At 60.3% G+C, this 17,318-nt stretch carries 23 protein-coding genes; 15 read left to right on the top strand and 8 right to left on the bottom strand.

Annotated features, from left to right (window positions below):
- The first annotated feature begins 97 nt into the window (after positions 1–97).
- The 5 genes from nsrR (at position 98) to ACJ8PI_RS15970 (ending at position 6,060) form a co-directional block, all read left to right on the top strand.
- On the top strand, positions 98–523 hold the full coding sequence (gene nsrR, locus ACJ8PI_RS15990) for a nitric oxide-sensing transcriptional repressor NsrR (protein WP_033636784.1): 426 nt from the start codon (positions 98–100) through the stop codon (positions 521–523).
- A 59-nt stretch (positions 524–582) separates the two neighbouring features.
- The gene (gene rnr / locus ACJ8PI_RS15985; RefSeq protein ID WP_039567854.1) at positions 583–3,057 is read left to right on the top strand and encodes a ribonuclease R; all 2,475 of its coding nucleotides are present in this window, start codon (positions 583–585) and stop codon (positions 3,055–3,057) included.
- A gap of 61 nt (positions 3,058–3,118) precedes the next feature.
- Positions 3,119–3,850: a 23S rRNA (guanosine(2251)-2'-O)-methyltransferase RlmB gene (gene rlmB / locus ACJ8PI_RS15980; protein WP_004933653.1), complete on the top strand. Its 732-nt coding sequence runs from the start codon at positions 3,119–3,121 to the stop codon at positions 3,848–3,850.
- 116 nt (positions 3,851–3,966) lie between these two features.
- Positions 3,967–5,595, top strand: coding sequence for an isovaleryl-CoA dehydrogenase (locus tag ACJ8PI_RS15975; RefSeq protein WP_033654894.1), 1,629 nt, complete (start codon positions 3,967–3,969; stop codon positions 5,593–5,595).
- A 66-nt stretch (positions 5,596–5,661) separates the two neighbouring features.
- On the top strand, positions 5,662–6,060 hold the full coding sequence (locus ACJ8PI_RS15970) for a DUF350 domain-containing protein (protein ID WP_033636787.1): 399 nt from the start codon (positions 5,662–5,664) through the stop codon (positions 6,058–6,060).
- Here the strand turns inward: ACJ8PI_RS15970 and ACJ8PI_RS15965 are convergent.
- Together ACJ8PI_RS15965 and bsmA are read right to left on the bottom strand one after the other, a co-directional pair.
- A complete protein-coding gene (locus ACJ8PI_RS15965) occupies positions 6,057–6,332 on the bottom strand; it encodes a DUF1471 domain-containing protein (RefSeq protein ID WP_033638652.1) in 276 nt (91 codons plus the stop codon). The genes ACJ8PI_RS15970 and ACJ8PI_RS15965 overlap by 4 nt on opposite strands.
- A gap of 122 nt (positions 6,333–6,454) precedes the next feature.
- On the bottom strand, positions 6,455–6,763 hold the full coding sequence (gene bsmA, locus ACJ8PI_RS15960; protein WP_033648696.1) for a biofilm peroxide resistance protein BsmA: 309 nt from the start codon (positions 6,761–6,763) through the stop codon (positions 6,455–6,457).
- Positions 6,764–6,889: 126 nt separating this feature from the next.
- On the opposite strand from bsmA, the gene yjfP reads away from it, so the two are divergent.
- Positions 6,890–7,642 (top strand): esterase, encoded by a 753-nt coding sequence (gene yjfP / locus ACJ8PI_RS15955; RefSeq protein WP_049212699.1) that lies wholly within the window; start codon positions 6,890–6,892, stop codon positions 7,640–7,642.
- Between the two features lie 123 nt (positions 7,643–7,765).
- Positions 7,766–8,128, top strand: coding sequence for a hypothetical protein (locus tag ACJ8PI_RS15950; RefSeq protein WP_126191948.1), 363 nt, complete (start codon positions 7,766–7,768; stop codon positions 8,126–8,128).
- Between the two features lie 96 nt (positions 8,129–8,224).
- Here ACJ8PI_RS15950 and ACJ8PI_RS15945 read toward each other — a convergent pair whose 3' ends face one another.
- Together ACJ8PI_RS15945 and ACJ8PI_RS15940 are read right to left on the bottom strand one after the other, a co-directional pair.
- Positions 8,225–8,491, bottom strand: a complete 267-nt coding sequence (locus ACJ8PI_RS15945; RefSeq protein WP_033636793.1) for a DUF1471 domain-containing protein — start codon at positions 8,489–8,491, stop codon at positions 8,225–8,227.
- Positions 8,492–8,501: 10 nt separating this feature from the next.
- Positions 8,502–8,708, bottom strand: a complete 207-nt coding sequence (locus tag ACJ8PI_RS15940) for a hypothetical protein (protein ID WP_125863085.1) — start codon at positions 8,706–8,708, stop codon at positions 8,502–8,504.
- A gap of 236 nt (positions 8,709–8,944) precedes the next feature.
- Between ACJ8PI_RS15940 and rpsF the strand changes: the two genes are divergently transcribed.
- The 5 genes from rpsF (at position 8,945) to ACJ8PI_RS15915 (ending at position 10,858) form a co-directional block, all read left to right on the top strand.
- Positions 8,945–9,343, top strand: a complete 399-nt coding sequence (gene rpsF / locus ACJ8PI_RS15935; protein ID WP_004933634.1) for a 30S ribosomal protein S6 — start codon at positions 8,945–8,947, stop codon at positions 9,341–9,343.
- A gap of 8 nt (positions 9,344–9,351) precedes the next feature.
- Complete coding sequence (gene priB, locus ACJ8PI_RS15930) at positions 9,352–9,669, top strand: primosomal replication protein N (RefSeq protein ID WP_049233092.1); 318 nt, start codon at positions 9,352–9,354, stop codon at positions 9,667–9,669.
- A gap of 4 nt (positions 9,670–9,673) precedes the next feature.
- Positions 9,674–9,901, top strand: coding sequence for a 30S ribosomal protein S18 (rpsR, locus tag ACJ8PI_RS15925; RefSeq protein ID WP_000135199.1), 228 nt, complete (start codon positions 9,674–9,676; stop codon positions 9,899–9,901).
- Between the two features lie 39 nt (positions 9,902–9,940).
- On the top strand, positions 9,941–10,393 hold the full coding sequence (gene rplI / locus ACJ8PI_RS15920) for a 50S ribosomal protein L9 (RefSeq protein WP_004933629.1): 453 nt from the start codon (positions 9,941–9,943) through the stop codon (positions 10,391–10,393).
- A gap of 111 nt (positions 10,394–10,504) precedes the next feature.
- Positions 10,505–10,858 carry a DUF488 domain-containing protein gene (locus ACJ8PI_RS15915; RefSeq protein ID WP_049195403.1) on the top strand — a complete coding sequence of 118 codons (354 nt, stop codon included), beginning with the start codon at positions 10,505–10,507 and terminating at the stop codon, positions 10,856–10,858.
- Positions 10,859–10,861: 3 nt separating this feature from the next.
- Here ACJ8PI_RS15915 and ACJ8PI_RS15910 read toward each other — a convergent pair whose 3' ends face one another.
- On the bottom strand, positions 10,862–11,533 hold the full coding sequence (locus tag ACJ8PI_RS15910; protein ID WP_060436738.1) for an OapA family protein: 672 nt from the start codon (positions 11,531–11,533) through the stop codon (positions 10,862–10,864).
- Between the two features lie 267 nt (positions 11,534–11,800).
- Here ACJ8PI_RS15910 and fklB point away from each other — a divergent pair, with 267 nt between their 5' ends.
- Positions 11,801–12,421, top strand: coding sequence for an FKBP-type peptidyl-prolyl cis-trans isomerase (fklB, locus tag ACJ8PI_RS15905; RefSeq protein ID WP_004933618.1), 621 nt, complete (start codon positions 11,801–11,803; stop codon positions 12,419–12,421).
- A 43-nt stretch (positions 12,422–12,464) separates the two neighbouring features.
- Here the strand turns inward: fklB and ytfE are convergent, their stop codons facing one another.
- Together ytfE and ACJ8PI_RS15895 are read right to left on the bottom strand one after the other, a co-directional pair.
- Positions 12,465–13,130: an iron-sulfur cluster repair protein YtfE gene (ytfE, locus tag ACJ8PI_RS15900; RefSeq protein WP_033648691.1), complete on the bottom strand. Its 666-nt coding sequence runs from the start codon at positions 13,128–13,130 to the stop codon at positions 12,465–12,467.
- A 114-nt stretch (positions 13,131–13,244) separates the two neighbouring features.
- On the bottom strand, positions 13,245–15,197 hold the full coding sequence (locus ACJ8PI_RS15895; RefSeq protein WP_164134882.1) for a bifunctional 2',3'-cyclic-nucleotide 2'-phosphodiesterase/3'-nucleotidase: 1,953 nt from the start codon (positions 15,195–15,197) through the stop codon (positions 13,245–13,247).
- Between the two features lie 254 nt (positions 15,198–15,451).
- On the opposite strand from ACJ8PI_RS15895, the gene cysQ reads away from it, so the two are divergent.
- The gene (gene cysQ, locus ACJ8PI_RS15890) at positions 15,452–16,192 is read left to right on the top strand and encodes a 3'(2'),5'-bisphosphate nucleotidase CysQ (RefSeq protein WP_033638653.1); all 741 of its coding nucleotides are present in this window, start codon (positions 15,452–15,454) and stop codon (positions 16,190–16,192) included.
- 1 nt (position 16,193) lies between these two features.
- Here the strand turns inward: cysQ and ACJ8PI_RS15885 are convergent, their stop codons facing one another.
- Positions 16,194–16,751 (bottom strand): YtfJ family protein, encoded by a 558-nt coding sequence (locus ACJ8PI_RS15885; RefSeq protein WP_164134883.1) that lies wholly within the window; start codon positions 16,749–16,751, stop codon positions 16,194–16,196.
- Positions 16,752–17,081: 330 nt separating this feature from the next.
- Between ACJ8PI_RS15885 and ACJ8PI_RS15880 the strand changes: the two genes are divergently transcribed.
- Complete coding sequence (locus ACJ8PI_RS15880; RefSeq protein ID WP_033636801.1) at positions 17,082–17,288, top strand: DUF1107 domain-containing protein; 207 nt, start codon at positions 17,082–17,084, stop codon at positions 17,286–17,288.
- Positions 17,289–17,318 lie beyond the last annotated feature (30 nt).

Genomic DNA, 17,318 nt, shown 5'->3' with positions numbered 1-17,318 from the left:
CGAACTCTCCGGCTGGTTTATTATCCAATGAGTAATCTTTTGAATAGCGCCGAAAAGCGGCGTATCAGACGGGTAAAACGATACCCAGAGGTAAGATGTGCAGTTAACAAGTTTTACTGATTATGGCCTGCGGGCGTTGATCTACATGGCCTCGTTGCCGCAGGACAAGATGACCAGCATCTCGGAAGTGACCGAGGTTTACGGCGTGTCTCGCAACCATATGGTGAAGATCATCAATCAGTTGAGCCGGGTAGGTTTTGTCACGGCGGTGCGCGGCAAGCATGGCGGCATTCGCTTGGGCAAACCGGCCGAGAGCATTCGCCTCGGCGACGTGGTGCGGGCGCTGGAGCCGCTCGCGCTGGTTAACTGCAGCAGTGATTTTTGCCACATCACCCCTGCCTGCCGATTGAAGCAGGTGCTCCACCAGGGCGTACAGAATTTCCTTGAAGAGCTGGATAAGCATACGTTGGCCGACATGGTCGAAGACAATCCGCCGCTCTACAAGCTATTGCTTGTCGAATAAAACGACGTTGAGAAGACAAGGCTCAACGTCATCCTGCTGATGACAACGGAGGAACCGCAATGTCACAAGATCCATTCCTGGAACGAGAAGCAGAAAAATACGAATCCCCTATCCCCAGTCGTGAATATATCCTGGCCCATTTGGCGAAAAGAGAAACGCCGGCCAGCCGCGAAGAACTGGGCAACGAACTGGGCCTCAGCGGTGAAGAGCAGCTGGAAGCGCTGCGTCGCCGCCTGCGCGCCATGGAGCGCGATGGCCAGTTAGTGTTTACCCGCCGCCAGTGCTACGCGCTGCCGGAACGTCTGGATCTGCTGCGCGGCACGGTGATCGGCCACCGCGACGGCTACGGCTTCCTGCGCGTTGAAGGCAGCAAAGACGATCTGTACCTGTCTGCCGAACAGATGAAAATGGCGATCCACGGTGACGTGGTGTTGGCGCAGGCGCTGGGCGCGGATCGCAAAGGGCGCCGCGAAGCGCGCATCGTGCGCGTGCTGGTGCCGAAAACCAGCCAGATTGTCGGCCGCTTCTTCATGGACGCCGGTACCGGCTTCGTGGTGCCGGACGACAGCCGTCTGAGCTTCGATATTCTGATCCCGGCGGACAGCGTCAGCGGCGCGCGCATGGGCTTTATGGTGGTGGTGGAGCTGACTCAGCGCCCGACCCGCCGCACCAAGGCGGTCGGCAAGATCGTCGAGATCCTCGGCGACAAGATGGGCACCAGCATGGCGGTGGACATCGCGCTGCGCACCCATGAGATCCCGCATACCTGGCCGCCGCAGGTGGAAAAACAGGTGGCCGATCTCAGCGAGCAGGTGCCGGAAGCGGCCAAGAAGGGCCGCGTCGATCTGCGCAAGCTGCCGTTGGTCACCATCGACGGTGAAGACGCACGCGACTTCGATGACGCCGTGTACTGTGAGAAGAAACGCGGCGGCGGCTGGCGCCTGTGGGTGGCGATCGCCGACGTCAGTTACTACGTGCGCCCGCGCACCGCGCTGGACGACGAAGCGCGCAGCCGCGGCAACTCGGTGTACTTCCCGTCGCAGGTGATCCCGATGCTGCCGGAAGTGCTGTCCAACGGGCTGTGCTCCCTGAACCCGCAGGTCGATCGCCTGTGCATGGTGTGCGAGATGACCATCTCCGCCCAGGGGCGCCTGTCCACGGCCAAGTTTTACGAGGCGGTGATGAGCTCGCATGCTCGCCTGACCTACAACAAGGTGTGGCACATTCTGCAGGGCGATCAGGAGCTGCGCGAGCACTACCATCCGCTGGTCAAGCACCTGGAAGAGCTGCACGCGATGTACAAGGTGCTGGATAAGGCGCGCGCCGAGCGCGGCGGCATCGCGTTTGAAACCGAAGAAGCCAAGTTCATTTTCAACGCCGAGCGTCGCATCGAGCGCGTGGAGCCGACGGTGCGCAACGACGCCCACAAGCTGATCGAAGAGTGCATGATCATGGCCAACGTGGCGGCCGCGCGCTTCGTCGAGAAACGCAACGAGCCGGCGCTGTACCGCGTGCACGATCGTCCGAGCGACGACCACATCTCCGCGCTGCGCAGCGTGCTGAGCGAGCTGGGGCTGACGCTGGGCGGCGGCAACAAGCCGCAGCCGAAGGACTATGCGGTGCTGATGGACGAAGTGTCCGAGCGCCCTGACCACGAAATGCTGCAAACCATGTTGCTGCGCTCGATGAAGCAGGCGATTTACGATCCGGAAAACCGCGGCCACTTCGGCCTGGCGCTGGCGTCTTACGGCCACTTCACCTCGCCAATCCGTCGCTATCCGGATCTGGCGCTGCACCGCGCGATCAAATATCAGCTGGCCAAAGAACACGGCGAGCCGAAAGAGCGCTGGACGCCGACCGGCGGCTGGCACAGCGAATTCGAAGAGATGCTGCAGCTGGGCGAACACTGCTCGATGACCGAGCGCCGCGCGGACGAAGCGACGCGCAACGTCGCCGACTGGCTGAAGTGCGACTTCATGCAGGATCACGTCGGTGAAGTGTTCAGCGGCATCATCTCCAGCGTGACCGGCTTCGGTTTCTTCGTGCGCCTGAACGATCTGTTCATCGACGGGCTGGTGCACGTATCAACGCTGGATAATGATTACTATCGCTACGATAATATCGGCCAGCGCCTGATCGGCGAATCTTCCGGCACCGTCTATCGCCTGGGGGATACGGTGGAGATCCGCGTGGACGCGGTGCATATGGACGAGCGCAAGATTGACTTCGCGCTGGTGTCCAGCACCCGCAAAGCGCGCGGTGAAGGTAAAACCGAGCGCGATCGCGCCAAGAAGGGCGGCCAGCGCACGCTGCGCGACAACGGCAACGCGGGGCGCGGCAAGCGCCGCGGCGGCAAACCGCCGGCCAACTTCGAGCCGGACAGCGCCTTCCGCAAGCAGGATGACGCCAAGCCCGCGGACAACGTGAAGAAGGCGAAAAAGAAAGCCAAGAAAGCGTCCGACAAAACGCGGAAAATCGCGGCGGCGACCAAAGCCAAACGCGCAGCCAAGAAGAAAGGTGCCGAGCAGGCTTAACCTGCCGCACATCGTTATCATCGGCCGGTTATCGCCGGCCGCACGAATTTAAAAGAGCATCATGAGCGAAATTATTTACGGCATCCACGCCGTCAAAGCCCTGTTAGAGCGCGATCCGCAACGCTTCCTGGAAGTGTTTATCCTGAAAGGCCGCGAAGATCGCCGCCTGCAACCGCTGATCGCCGAGCTGGAAGCGACCGGCATCGTGATCCAGGTGGCGAACCGCCAATGGCTGGATGACAAGGTTGAAGGCGCGGTGCACCAGGGGATCATCGCCCGGGTGCGCGAGGGGCGTCAGTATCAGGAGAACGATCTGCCGGGCCTGCTGGAAAGCGTGGAGACACCGTTCCTGCTGGTGCTGGACGGCGTGACCGACCCGCACAACCTCGGCGCCTGCCTGCGCAGCGCCGACGCTGCCGGCGTGCACGCGGTGATCGTGCCGCGCGACCGTTCCGCCCAGCTGAACGCCACCGCCAAGAAAGTGGCCTGCGGCGCCGCCGAAAACGTGCCGCTTATCCGCGTGACCAACCTGGCGCGCACGCTGCGTCTGCTGCAGGAAATGAACGTTTGGGTGGTGGGCACCGCCGGCGAAGCCGACCATACGCTGTATCAGAGCAAAATGACCGGCCCGATGGCGCTGGTGATGGGCGCGGAAGGCGAAGGCATGCGCCGTCTGACCCGCGAACACTGCGACGAACTGATCAGCATCCCGATGGCCGGCACCGTCTCTTCGCTGAACGTGTCGGTCGCCACCGGCATCTGCCTGTTCGAAGCGGTGCGCCAGCGCGGCTGATTCTTCTGACGGGGGCTTAGTGCTCCCGTTAATTCCCCCTCTTGTGATCCCGCCTGCGGCAGAAATCTCTGCGCCGACCATACTTACTCCTGACGCTTTTCTCAGGGAGCACTCTCATGGTCTGGACTACGCACACCGTTTTTAACCAACCCAAGCCGCTGGGCAACAGCAACCTGTTTCTCTCCGATACGCCGCTGCGCGAAGCGTTGCAGCGCGAGCAGGGCGGCTGGGATGCCGAGGTATTGGCCTCGCTGGGCCAGCAGCTCGGCACCCAGGAGTCGCTGGAGCTGGGGCGCCTGGCCAATGCCAACCCGCCGGAGCTGCTGCGCTACGACGCCACCGGCCAGCGGCTGGACGACGTTCGCTTTCACCCCGCCTGGCATATCCTGATGCAGGGGCTGATCGCCAACCGGGTGCACAACCTGCCCTGGCAGGAGGATGCGCGCATCGGTTCCTTCGTGGCGCGCGCCGCGCGCTTTATGCTGCATGCGCAGGTCGAGGCCGGCACGCTGTGCCCGGTGACCATGACCTTCGGCGCTACGCCGCTGTTGCTGCAGGCGTTACCGGCCGAGTTTCGCTCATGGCTGACGCCGCTGCTGTCGGATCGTTATGACGCTCACCTGCTGCCTGGCGGGCAAAAGCGCGGCCTGCTGATCGGCATGGGCATGACGGAGAAACAGGGCGGCTCCGATGTGCTGAGCAATACCACCACCGCCGCGCCGCTCGGCGCGCGCGGGCCGGGTGAAGCCTACCGGCTGGTGGGGCATAAGTGGTTCTTCTCGGTGCCGCAGAGCGATGCGCACCTGGTGTTGGCGCAGGCCGAAGGCGGGTTGTCCTGCTTCTTCCTGCCGCGCATTTTGCCGGACGGCAGCCGCAACGCCATTCGCCTGGAGCGGTTGAAAGACAAGCTGGGCAACCGTTCCAACGCCAGCAGCGAAGTGGAATTTCAGGACGCCACCGCCTGGCTGCTGGGGGAGGAGGGCGACGGCGTGCGGCATATCCTGAAGATGGGCGGCCTGACCCGTTTCGACTGCTCACTCGGCAGCCACGGCCTGATGCGCCGCGGGCTGTCGGTGGCGCTGTATCATGCGCTGCAGCGGCAGGCGTTCGGCAAGCTCTTGATCGAACAGCCGCTGATGCGCCAGGTTCTGGCGCGCATGGCGCTGCGGCTGGAAGGGCATACCGCGTTGCTGTTCCGGCTGGCCCGCGCCTGGGAGAGCCGCAGCAATGAGGGCGAGCTGATCTACAGCCGTCTGCTGACCCCGGCGGCCAAATACAGCATCTGCCGCCAGGGCATGCCGTTCATCGCCGAGGCGATGGAGGTGCTGGGCGGCATCGGCTACTGCGAAGAGAGCGAGCTGCCGCGCCTGTATCGCGAGATGCCGGTCAACAGCATCTGGGAAGGTTCCGGCAACATCATGTGTCTGGACGTATTGCGCAGCCTGCACAAACTGCCGGGTGCGCTCGAGATGCTGCAGTTCGAACTGCAGCCGGTGCGCGGCCAGAATCGGTTGTTCGATCATGCCTGGCGGCAGTGGCAGCAGCGCGCCCGGCAACCGAGTGAGGAGATGGGGCGGCTGCTGACCCAGCAACTGTTCGATCTGTGCTGCGCCGCGCAGCTGCTGCAGCACGCCAGCCCGCAGGTAGCCGACGCCTGGTGCCATCTGACGCTGGATCACCGCGGCGAGAGCCTGCTGTCGGCCGAGGTGTGCGAACTGCTGCTGAACCGCGCCATCGGCGGTTAGGGAAAAGGGTGGCGCACGGCGGCGAAAACCTTTTTAATTCAGTCTCACTCTGACAGGAAAATGCACATGGATATTCTCAGCGCGTTGGCGGCGTTCGCCTCTTACTTCTTCAGCGGTTTCGCCATGGTTTTGGTGTTTCTGTTCGTCTATACCCGCATCACCCCGCACGACGAATGGGCGTTGATCAAGGCCGATAACCAATCCGCCGCCTTTGCTTTCATCGGCGCTTGCCTGGGGTATGTGATCCCGTTGGCCAGCGCGGCGATCAACTCGATCAGCCTGCTGGATTACCTGCTGTGGGGCGTGGTGGCGCTGGTGGTGCAACTGTTGTTGTTCGCGGCCGTGAAGATCTACATGCCGCGCATCAGCGACAAGATCGAAGCGAACCACCTGGCCGCCGGGATTTTCCTGGGGGGCGTCTCCGTCAGCGGCGGCGTGTTGAATGCGGCTTGCATGAGCTATTAAAGGTATAAGATGGCCGAGGCGCGCCAGCCAAGCGGGTGCGCCTGTTCTTCCATCCGCAGGATGCGGTAATAGCTGGCGCCGTGCTGGCCGGCGGTGCGGGCGATGGCCTGCTCAGCCTCCTGCGGTGAACCGGGCAGATCGTTAAAGGTGATCTCGGCGATTTCACTGAGCGGCGTCACGCGATCGGCGGGCGCCAGTTCGGCGGACTGTGCGCCGGTGCTGAGCAGCCCTACTGAAAGCAGGAGGGAGGTGAGTGCGGTGGAGCGTTTCATGGCGTTCCCCTTCGTCAGATCCTGAATCGCACCCGCAACATGCGGCATGCTGTCCGCCAGTGTGCAACACCCTACTTCAGCCTGTGCAAAGCCAGTGTAAATCTGCTTAAAAAATCCCCGCCTTACCGATACAGGATCGCCTGGGAATACCATTGGCCCGGCACGACGGTTTCGCTGTTCATGATGATCACGTAATACCGGGCGCCGGCGGCGGTGGCCTTGCGCTGGATCTCCGCTTCCACGTCCATCGGGCTGCCGCGCACTACGGCGGTGACGGTACCTATCTTCACCAGCTCGGCGGTCTGCGCGCGGACGATCTCCTGCGCCTGTGCGGTGGGCGGCGGCGGCGGTTTCGGCGTGGTGGTCATGATGCCGCAGGCGGAAAGCTGTGCGGCCAGCGTCAGGATGATGAGTGTACGGACAAGCGTCATGATGACCTCGGAAGAGCCGGTAGATGGCTTCAGTGTAACGCAATATAAGCTGGAACAGATTGAGCTAACGCTGGCTGGCGCAAGTTTGTCATGATGAATGCCAACAGGTGCGTTGAGGATGAACGGATGATCGAAATTCATGACGAGCGGGCGGGCGATATCGCGGTGATCCATGCGGTGCCGGCGGGGCAGTATCATTGGCCGTTGCCGACGGTGTTCTTCTGTCACGGCTATACCTCGTCGAAAGAGGTGTACGCCTACTTCGCCTATGCGCTGGCGCGAGTCGGTTTTCGGGTGGTATTGCCGGATGCCGATCGGCACGGCGAGCGGTTCGACGGCGATGAGGCGCGGCGTCTGGCCACGTTTTGGGAGATCCTGCGCAGCAATATCGACGAGCTGCCGCAGATCAAGGCGCACTTCGAGCGGCTTGGCCTGATTGCCGACGGGCGTATTGGCATGGCCGGCGCCTCAATGGGGGGCATGACCGCGCTTGGCGCCTTCGCGCGCTTCCCGTGGGTCCGGGCGGCCGCCAGCCTGATGGGTTCCGGCTATTACCGTTCGCTGGCGCAAACGCTGTATCCGCCGTTGGGCGCAGAGGGCGAGGCGCTCTCGCCGGCGGCGTTTGCGGCGCGCACCGCCGTGCTGGCGGAATATGAGCTGGAGGGGCGTTTGGAGACGATCGCCGGGCGGCCGCTGCTGCTGTGGCACGGCGAGACGGACGACGTGGTGCCGGCGGCGGACAGCCTGCGTTTGGCGGCTGAACTGCACCAACAAGGTGCGGGCAGCCGTCTGACGTCGCTCGTCGAACCGGGGGTGAAGCACCGCATCACGCCGCTGGCGCTGTCCGCCACGGCCGACTTCTTCCGCCGCGAGCTGTAATGCTCCGCCGGGTGCGATGCAGGGAATTGCACCGCTCTGTGCCTGCTGTTTCGGCCATCGTTTGGCCGAATAAAGGGGAGAATGCCAGCGTGAATTCTTTCAGGGCAGCAAGGAGCAAAGGGCATGATAAAAAACATCGGCAGTGCGGCCGGTTTAATGGGAACGATGAAAGCACGCGCCGAGCTTAACTCAGCGGCCTTCAGCGAGATGTTGGGGGCCGCCGACGGCAAGGCGCGGCAAAACAAGGCGAATCCGCTGTCGCGCATCACCGCGCAGACGATGCAAAACGTGACGGCGCTGTTCGCCTCCGCGGCGAAAGCGGCGCCCACTCACCCCGCGGCAGCCGGTGCGCTCTCGTTCGAACAGCGGGCGACGCTGGCGGAAAGCGCAGAGCTGCTGCAAACGCGAACGAACTATCTGCGGACGGCGCTGCAATTGCACAATCCGGGCAAGGCGTTCAGCATGCCGGCGCTGCTCAAGCTGTGATGAGGAAAGCGGAGCGCCCAACGAGCGGCGCTCCGGTGCGGACTGAACGGGCTTTCTGATGAAGCCCTGGGGATTTCCCTGGCGTGGCTTGTCTCTTTAGCGATACAGCTCGGCGCTGACGTGCATCGTGCTGTTGTCGCCAGGTTCGTGCAGGGCGATGATGCGATAAGAGGTCGCGCCGCGTTGATCGGCGATTTTACTGACCTGGCTGCTGGCGTCATCCGGCGAAACCACGTTCTGGTTCAGGGTGACGAAGCCGACGCTCTGGCGTTGATCGGCCTGGTGCGACGTGATCTCCGTGGCGGCCATTACGTTGGCGGAGAACAGGGCGGCCAGCGCCGTTGCGAGAATGATGCGTTTCATAGTGCCTCTCTTACTTTTTGCCGTTACGGCCTGACAGCGAGTGTCGCTGCGGCAAAAAGTCATTTATCTGCATTGAATAACCTGGAATCTTTTTCGTCGCGCTGTCTGCGGCGGATATGGTTAATTTTAGTCCGTTGCGGCGGATTAAAAAGCGGGGTCTTTTGATGGCCTCTTTCAAAAAAAGTGAAATAGATTTGTGACTCAGCGCTGATTTCATTGAAAGATTTTTGAAACCGATGGATCGGCGTACATAGGTTCTCCCACGAGCAAATCGTGCTATTTCCCATAACGCCTCGCATTAACGCGAATAAAACCCACGCAGTCCTTGAGTTTCCCTCCCTGCGTCAGTATGATTACGCGTCATTTTTCAGCCGCACACTAAACACGTTCCTTGCTTCCATGGGCCGCGGTTGACCCTGACAGGAGGCTGAATAATCCGTAAGGAGCAATTCGATGCGTCATTACGAAATCGTTTTTATGGTCCATCCTGACCAAAGCGAACAGGTTCCGGGCATGATCGAGCGTTACAGTGCTACCATCACTAACGCGCAAGGTCAGATTCACCGTCTGGAAGACTGGGGCCGCCGTCAGCTGGCTTATCCGATCAACAAACTGCACAAGGCTCACTACGTTCTGCTGAACGTTGAAGCGCCGCAGGAAGCGATCGATGAGCTGGAAACTAACTTCCGCTTCAACGACGCCGTTATCCGCAGCATGGTTATGCGCGTTAAGCACGCGGTAACTGAAGCATCTCCGATGGTTAAAGCGAAAGACGAACGTCGTGGCGATCGCCGCGAAGACTTCGCTAACGAAACCGCAGATGATGCAGATGCTGGGGATTCTGAAGAGTAATTGCCGCCGTGACGGCTAATCGTCTGGTTTTGTCGGGCACTGTGTGCAAGGCGCCGGTTCGAAAAGTGAGTCCTTCCGGGATACCGCACTGCCAATTTGTGCTAGAGCACCGTTCGCAGCAGATGGAAGCCGGATTCAGCAGACAAGCATGGTGCCGAATGCCCGTGGTTGTCAGCGGACAACAGTCACAAGCACTAACTCAAAGATTAACGGTCGGCAGTCAGATTACCGTGCAAGGCTTTGTAAGCTGCCATCAAGGGCGCAACGGGCTGAGCAAATTGGTTCTGCATGCCGAGCAGATTGAATTGATAGATTCTGGAGACTAGCCAAATGGCACGTTATTTCCGTCGTCGCAAGTTCTGCCGTTTCACCGCGGAAGGCGTTCAAGAGATTGACTATAAAGACATCGCTACGCTGAAAAACTACATCACCGAAAGTGGTAAAATTGTACCGAGCCGTATCACCGGTACTCGTGCAAAATATCAGCGCCAGCTGGCCCGTGCTATCAAGCGCGCGCGCTACCTGTCTTTGTTGCCGTACACTGATCGTCATCAGTAATCGGCCACTGTCCATTAACGACTTTGAGAGGATAAGGTAATGCAAGTTATTCTGCTTGATAAAGTAGCAAACCTGGGCAGCCTGGGTGATCAAGTTAACGTTAAAGCGGGCTACGCTCGTAACTTCCTGGTACCACAGGGCAAAGCTGTTCCTGCTACCAAGAAAAACGTTGAGTTCTTCGAAGCACGCCGTGCTGAACTGGAAGCCAAACTGGCTGACGTTCTGGCTGCTGCTGAAGCTCGCGCAACCAAGATCAACGAACTGGGTTCAGTCACCATCGCTTCCAAATCTGGCGACGAAGGTAAACTGTTCGGCTCTATCGGCACCCGCGACATCGCTGACGCAGTGACTGCGGCAGGCGTTGAAGTTGCCAAGAGCGAAGTTCGTCTGCCGAACGGCGTTCTGCGTACCACTGGCGAGCACGAAGTGCACTTCCAGGTACACAGCGACGTGTTCGCACAGCTGAATGTAGTTGTGGTTGCAGAAGCGTAATTTACGCTGCTGTTAACCCGGTTAAAACGCCAGCCTCGCGCTGGCGTTTTGCTTTTCTGCGCCCGGCAAAACGCGCTACGCTTGAAGACGGGATAAAAAGGAGAGCGTGCGATGGCAAAGATTACGCTACAGCGGGTTTACGATTTCAGCGCGCCGGCGCCGGAACACTGTTATCTGATAGACAGGCTATGGCCGCGCGGCATCAGCAAGGAGCGGCTGACGGGCGTGCAGTGGCTGAAACAGGTGGCGCCGGATGACGAACTGCGCAAGTGGTTCCATCAGCATACCGACCAGTGGGCGGTCTTCGAGGCGCGTTACCGCCAACAGCTGGCGGCCAACGACGCCTGGCAGCCACTGGTGGCGCTGTTACGGCAGGGGCAAGCGCTGACGCTGCTGTATGGCAGCAAAGATACCGAGCACAACCAGGGCGTGGTGCTGCGCGAGTTTTTGCTGGCGCAGCTGTAGGGATTAGCGTTCCCGGCGGTAGCTGCCGTCGGCCTGGCGGCGGAACAGCGCCTGGCTATTGTCCACTGTGGTGACCGACAGCGCGTTAATCATGCCGTTGGCACCGCGTTCGATGCGCACTTCCTGGCCGGCTTTCATGTTGCTCAGCGGCTTGTCGCCGCCTTCCACCTGCGCCATGGCGAACACTTCATTCACCGGCAGATTGTTGTCGCGAAACAGCTGCGCCAGGGTCTGGCCGGGCTGAATTTGGTAACGCTGCCAGTTGCCCGCCGGCGTCGGTTCGTTGGCTGGAGTGGCGCCGCCGCCGTTTTGCCGCTCGGCCTGCAGCGGCACGCTGGTTTCCTGCTGGGATACCGGGAACGGCTGTCTTTCGGGCGAGTAGGGCCACAGCAGGGCCAGCAGCAGGATAGCGCCGAAAATCAGCACCCAGCGGCGGTGAAAGTAGGGCAGCGGCTCCATCCAATGGAAACCGTCCGGAAGATGCCAGACTTTAGCCAGCAGCGCTTTGACCAGCTGCATTCTGTCGTTGGCCGGCGGTGGCTCCGATGGCGGTTCCGCGCCTTCAGACGTGGGTGCGGCGCCCGGTTTCAGGCGCTGGCTGACGTTCAGCCAGGTGCGCAGCAGCGGCTGGTAGATGCGGGTGGTTTTCCTTCTCCTGGGCGCGATTCTGCCCATGGTGACCTCTCTTCGACGGCGAAATAATGAGCGCGGCGCGGCAAACGCGTCGCCTGCCCGATATCCTGCTTTCAGTATAGTCCGCTAACTGATTGAAGTGAAAGGCGGCTGAGCGGCAGGGCCGGGGTTTGCGGCTGCGGGCGTTAACAGAAGGTTATTGTTTCTTTTTCTACGACAAAAGTCATCATTCTCCACACAAGATTTTACCCGGCATTGACGCGCTGTTATGCTGCGCTTTCGACTTTTTACAGACTTAAGGAAAACCCCATGACAACCCCTTCTTTTGACAGCGTTGAAGCGCAAGCAAGTTACGGGATTGGTTTACAGGTCGGCCAGCAGCTGCAAGAGTCCGGGCTGGAAGGTTTGCAACCGGAAGCTTTGCTGGCGGGCCTGCGTGACGCGCTGGAAGGGAATGCCCCGGCGGTTCCGGTAGACGTGGTGCACCGTGCGCTGCGTGAAATCCACGAGCGTGCGGACGCGGTGCGCCGCGAGCGCCAGCAGGCGATGGCCGTTGAAGGCCAGAAATTCCTGGACGACAACGCCAAGCGCGACGACGTGACGCTGACCGAGTCCGGCCTGCAGTTCTCCGTCCTGGAGCAGGGCAACGGCCCGATCCCGTCCCGTCAGGACCGTGTGCGCGTGCACTACACCGGTCGTCTGATCAACGGCGACGTGTTCGACAGCTCGGTCGAGCGCGGCCAGCCGGCAGAATTCCCGGTCAGCGGCGTGATCCCAGGCTGGATCGAAGCGCTGACCCTGATGCCGGTCGGCTCCAAATGGCAGCTGTATATCCCGCATAACCTGGCCTACGGCGAGCGTGGTGCAGGCGCGTCCATCCCGCCGTTCAGCGCGCTGGTGTTCGACGTCGAGCTGCTGGAAATCCTGTAATCCCACCGAGGATTGCTCCGGGCGCCTTCGTGGCGCCCTTATTTTATGCGCCGCGCAGCGCGCGCGGGAACAGCAAATTGTTTTCCAGGCTGATGTGCTCCATCAGATCGCCGATAAACTCATCGATGCCGGTGTACAGCGCTCGCCAGGTGGTGCAGGCGCCCTCCGGCGGCGTCACGTTATCGGTGAGGAACTTCACCACTTCCAGCTGCTCACCCGCCTCGTCATGTTCATGCTCCATCACCGAGATCGGTCCGGCGGCCTGCGGCCCCATGCCCTGTTTGATCAGCGGGAACAGGATCTGCTCCTCTTTCATCATGTGATTCTCCAGATCCAGACGGATCAGGTTCAGCTGCTTCGCCAACCCGCGCGGGCAGCTGGGTTTGTCGCCGTGCACGCGTTCGACTTTTTCCGCCATCAGCACCAGTTCGGCCAATTGCTCGCGGTGCCGCTGATGAAAGCGCGGCAGAATGTAATCGATCACCTCACCGAGCGGCGCTGTGCGCCAGTCCCGGCTTTGTTCCGGCGTGGCGGCGAGTGCGGCCAGCGCGTTCTCCAACTGGTCGATGTCCAGCCCTTTACGCTCGGCGGCGCGCGCCAGCGACTGCCGGCCGCCGCAGCAGAAATCCAGCTGATGCTGGCGAAACAGCCGGGATGCCCGGGGAATGGCGATGGCGAGCGCGCCAAGGGATTGGTTGCGGTAATCCATGGAAGTGCCTCTTTAAACGAAGGAATCTAATAACATGCATTTTAAATGCAATTTAAAGGGCGCGCCAGTGGGAAAATAGCGAAGCTGGCCGGGGGGATTGCCCCGGCCGGGTGATTATTTCTCGCTTAAATCGATGCGATAGACCGTGAAGCCGATACGGTCATTGCCCTCGGCGGTCATCGGATATTGAGCGTGCTCCTTGATAAACGCCGTCGCTTTGTCCGACGGCGAAGTCTCGAAGCGGATATCCAGCGGCTGCTGGCTGCTGAAGGTCGCCAAACGCCAGTTGTTGTCCGCCTGCGGATGCACCGCGCCGTGCCGTTGGGTTTCGGCGCTGATGTAGGCCGCCAGCACCGAACGGTTCTCATCCGGCGAAGCGAAGGCGATGTGTTTGTCGCCGGTGCCGGCAAACTTGCCGCCGTAGGCGCGGTAGTTGTTGGTGGCGACCAGGAAGGTGGCGTTCGGATCGATCGGCTTGCCGTTGAAGGTTAGCTGCTTGATGCGCTCCGCCTTGTCGTTGATCAGCTGGCATTCGCCGTCGTAGCGTGCCGGCTGGCTGACGTCGATCTGGTAGTTGACGCCGTCGATCACGTCGAAGTTATAGGTGCGGAATCCGTCCCAGTTGATCAAGCCCTGCGGCTTGGCGCTGTTGACGTCTATCTGGTTGAACTGGCCGGCGGAGCACTCCAGCCACTCTTTCACCTCTTTGCCGCTGGCCTTCACTACTACCAGGGTATTGGGGTAGAGATAGAGATCGGCGGCGTTGCGGAAGGTGAGCTGGCCCTTTTCCACTTCGACGAAGCTGGCCGGATCGTTCTTGCGGCCGCCGACCTTGAACGGCGCCGCCGCCGACAGCACCGGCAGATCGGCCAGATCCGGATCGCCCTGAATGTAATGTTCAACGTAGGCCTTCTGCGCATTGTTGACGATCTGCACCGTCGGATCGTCCTGCACCAGCGCCAGGTAGCTGTACATGTTGCCGTCGGATTTGCCGATCGGCTGGCTGACGAACTCGCGCGTGCCCTTGTGATCGTCCGCCAACACTTTCACCAGCGCGGTATCTTCCGCCGCCAGCGATTTCTTGTTCTCTTTGTCGTAGATCGGCCGCGCTTCCGCTTTGGCGGCGGTCACTTTCCAGCTGCCGCCATCGTTGTTGAGCTGCAGGTCGACCACGCCGAGATGATCGCCCCATTGGCCCGGCATCACCGCCGGTACGCCGTTCAGCAGGCCTTTATCGATATCCGCGCCTTTGATATTGGCGAAGTCCTTGCTCGGGAACACCGCATGGGCGTGGCCGAACATGATGGCGTCGATGCCCGGCACCTGGCTGAGGTAATAGACCGAGTTTTCCGCCATTGCCTTGTAAGGCTCGCTGGACAGCCCGGAATGCGGGATCGCCACCACCAGATCGGCGCCCTGTTTACGCATTTCCGGCACGTAGCGCTTGGCGGTGGCGGTGATGTCGTCCACCGTCACTTTGCCCTGCAGGTTAGCTTTATCCCACACCAGGATCTGCGGCGGCACGAAGCCGATGTAGCCGATGCGCAGCGTATGCGCCTTGCCGTCGCGGTCCTTCACCGGCGTATCGACGATGATGTAGGGCGTGAACAGCGGTTTTTGCGTTTTGGCGTCGATGACGTTGGCGTTGATGTACGGGAATTTGGCGCCGGCGATGGCGTTCTTCAGGTAGTCCAGCCCGTAGTTGAATTCATGGTTGCCGATGTTGCCGACCACGTAGTCCAGCGTGTTCATCGCCTTATAGACCGGGTGCACGTCGCCCGGCTTCAACCCCTTGGCCGCCATGTAGTCGCCGAGCGGGCTGCCCTGAATGATGTCGCCATTGTCCACCAACACCGCGTTGGTAGCCTGTTGGCGCGCCTGCTGGATCAGGCTGGCGGTGCGCACCAGGCCGAACTTGTCGGTCGGCGTGTCCTTGTAGTAATCGAAGTCCATCATGTTGCTGTGCAGATCGGTGGTTTCCAGCACGCGCAGATCGACGGTCGCCGCCTGCGCCGAGGCGCACACCAGCAGCGCAAGCGCGGACAGCGTCAGTGGATGCTTCATCATTTGGGGGCTCTCCATTCCATTATTCGAGTGTTATCGCAGAGGGAAATGTAATTAACATTGCTTGCCACAGTAAACTGTGAAGTGTGGCAGAAAACGGCGGCAGGTAACGCGGGGAAGTTCACAGTTGTGCCCAACAAGATCTGAGGAATTCCCGGGAGTTAGCCGGTTGAGATGGATATTCGGCGTAAAAAAAACTAGTCTGCTAGCAGAGACAGAGGGAAATTTCCCACGGAGATGCAGAGTTGAGGTGCATGATGTTAGAGCGAATTTGCCAACTGTCCCGCGAGGCGGGGGCGGCGATCATGGCGGTGTACGACGGTGAACAACCGCTTGATGTCGCACAGAAAAAAGATGATTCACCGGTGACGGCGGCCGATCTGGCGGCGCATCACATCATCAAGCGCGGCCTGGCGGCGCTGACGCCCGAGGTGCCGCTGCTGTCGGAAGAAGATCCGCCGGCGTGGGAAGAGCGCCGCAGCTGGACGCGTTACTGGCTGGTCGATCCGCTGGACGGCACCAAAGAGTTCTTGCACCGCAACGGTGAGTTCACGGTCAATATCGCTCTGATTGAAGAGGGGCAGGCGGTGATGGGCGTAGTGTACGCGCCGGCGATAGACGTATTGTATCTGGCGGAGCGCGGCAAGGCCTGGAAAGAAGAGAAGGGCGTGCGGCAGGCGATCGGCGTCAGCAACGCGCATCCGCCGCTGGTGGTGGTGAGCCGCTCGCATATCGACGACGAGCTGAAAGATTATCTGCAGCAGCTGGGCGAGCACCAGACAGTGTCCGTCGGCTCCTCGCTGAAGTTCTGCCTGGTGGCGGAAGGCAAGGCGCAGCTCTATCCGCGCTTCGGGCCGACCAACATTTGGGATACCGCCGCAGGGCATGCGGTGGCGGTGGCCGCCGGGGCGCAAATTCACGATTGGCAGGGCAAGCCGTTGCTCTATACCCCGCGTGAATCCTTCCTCAACCCCGGCTTCCGGGTGTCGCTGTTCTGAGTTAGTTCGCCAACAGCTGGTGCAGCTTGGACATCACCTGCTGCACCTCTTCCGGCGTCAGCGCGCCGTCTTTGGCAAACTGAATGCGCCCTTGCTTATCCAGCACCACGATGGCGGAGCCTTTCGGCTGCAGATCCCAGGCCTTGCGCACGTTACCGTCGCTGTCGACGATAAACTGCGACCACGGGAACTCCTTCTTGCTGTCTTCAATGCTGCTGCGCACGAATATCGCGGTGCCCATCAGGGCATCGTCGGTGTTGACGATTGTCGTCGTTTGGTAACGATCGTGTGGTAGCTTCGCCTTCTTGATCGCTTCAATCAGTGGGTCGTTCATGTCTTTGGCGGAGCTGCGGCCGGCAATATGTTGTATCACTCGCACTTTTCCACTGAGCTGCGCGCTGTTCCAGTTCTGGTAGCTAAAATTACCTTCAGCGTAATTGAGCTCTCCTTTGTCGCTGACGCCGACCGGCGCCACGCGCTGCTGGAGCTGGAAGTTGTGCGCGGAAGCGAAAAGCGGGGCGAGCAGCAGGGATACCATCAGCATGCGACTTGTTTTCATGCTTTCTCCTTGTAATGGGGGGAATTTGTGCGACAGCACTTCGACAGCCTAAAGCATAGGATGTGATAAGAGGTCTGTCCTGTTAACCGGATCGCAGATTTTCCCTTGGTTCGCTAATCATCAGATTTTGAAGGGATATCCTGAAAACGTTATAAATTATCATATACAATTCTGTCAAAAAGTGTAAATCCAGTGCAGATCACCGGGCAGAAGTGAACGATCTGGTCTTTACTGGGTCTACTACATGCAATCAAGTTGCGTTCTGAATTTCGAGGCTGCCACTTTTGGCGGCTCGCTGAGCGCATGGATCAACGGGAGGAGCGTAAAAGAATGAGAATCTTCCAGCGTTATAACCCTTTGAAAGTGGCGAAGTACGTTAAGACCCTGTTTCGCGGAAGGCTGTATATCAAGGACGTGGGCGCATTTGAATTCGACGAGGGGAAAATCCTGCCGCCGAAGATTCGCGACAAGCGCCATTTCAGCGTGATGTCTGAAGTGAACCGTCAGGTGCTGTTGCTGCAGGCCGAGATGGGGTGAACACCTCGCTGACAGCGGTAAAAAAATGCG

Origin of the sequence: Serratia sp. CY82433 (assembly GCF_052166535.1) — a bacterium.
In the GTDB taxonomy this organism is placed as follows: Bacteria; Pseudomonadota; Gammaproteobacteria; order Enterobacterales; family Enterobacteriaceae; genus Serratia; species Serratia sarumanii.
Note: the sequence above shows the minus strand (reverse complement) of the source record. Positions and strands in the feature narration are given on the sequence as shown.